The organism is Scandinavium tedordense (assembly GCF_024764965.1).
GTDB classification, from domain to species: domain Bacteria; phylum Pseudomonadota; class Gammaproteobacteria; order Enterobacterales; family Enterobacteriaceae; genus Scandinavium; species Scandinavium tedordense.
This window is the reverse complement of sequence record NZ_JALIGG010000022.1, coordinates 1-461: the sequence shown is the minus strand read 5'-3', so window position 1 is coordinate 461 and position 461 is coordinate 1. Positions and strand designations below refer to the sequence as shown.

At 65.3% G+C, this 461-nt stretch carries 1 protein-coding gene; it reads left to right on the top strand.

Features of this window, described 5'->3' with window-relative positions; all coding sequences use genetic code 11:
• The coding region (locus MUU46_RS00105; RefSeq protein ID WP_258964445.1) for a hypothetical protein at positions 1–293 on the top strand (293 nt) is incomplete at its 5' end.
• Positions 294–461: the final 168 nt, after the last annotated feature.

Sequence of the window (461 nt, the reverse complement as noted above, 5' to 3'; positions counted from 1 at the left end):
TCGCAGACCACCCCGGCGGCCTCGAGGTAGTCGATGACGGTGCCGGCGAGATCGAAGTTGTCTTCGACGACGAGTACGTGGATATGCATGGCCTGGGTCGCGTGACGAATGGGCTGGTCGACTGGCGGTGGATGGCCGTCGCGCCATGGGCGGTTCGGGAGAGGCGGGCGGTCGGCGGTTTTCGCGAGTCGGGCAGCGATGTTCGTCGATCGGGGCGCGGGCTGTCCAGTTGCCCACCCGGTTTGCGCCTCCGCTGTGACCTCGTGCCGCTCCCGTCGGCGTGTCCGCGTTAAGCCTTTTTTAACCCCCCGGGAGCTAGCGTGCGCCTGCTCGGAACGCTAGCCGCCAGGCTATTGCCGGGTGCCATCCGCGAAGAGTGCGGGTGCCTTTCGTTGTTGGGGGATTTTTTGCCATGTCGCGGACGACGCGTTGGAAGGATGTTCGAAAGTGCGGGATACGCA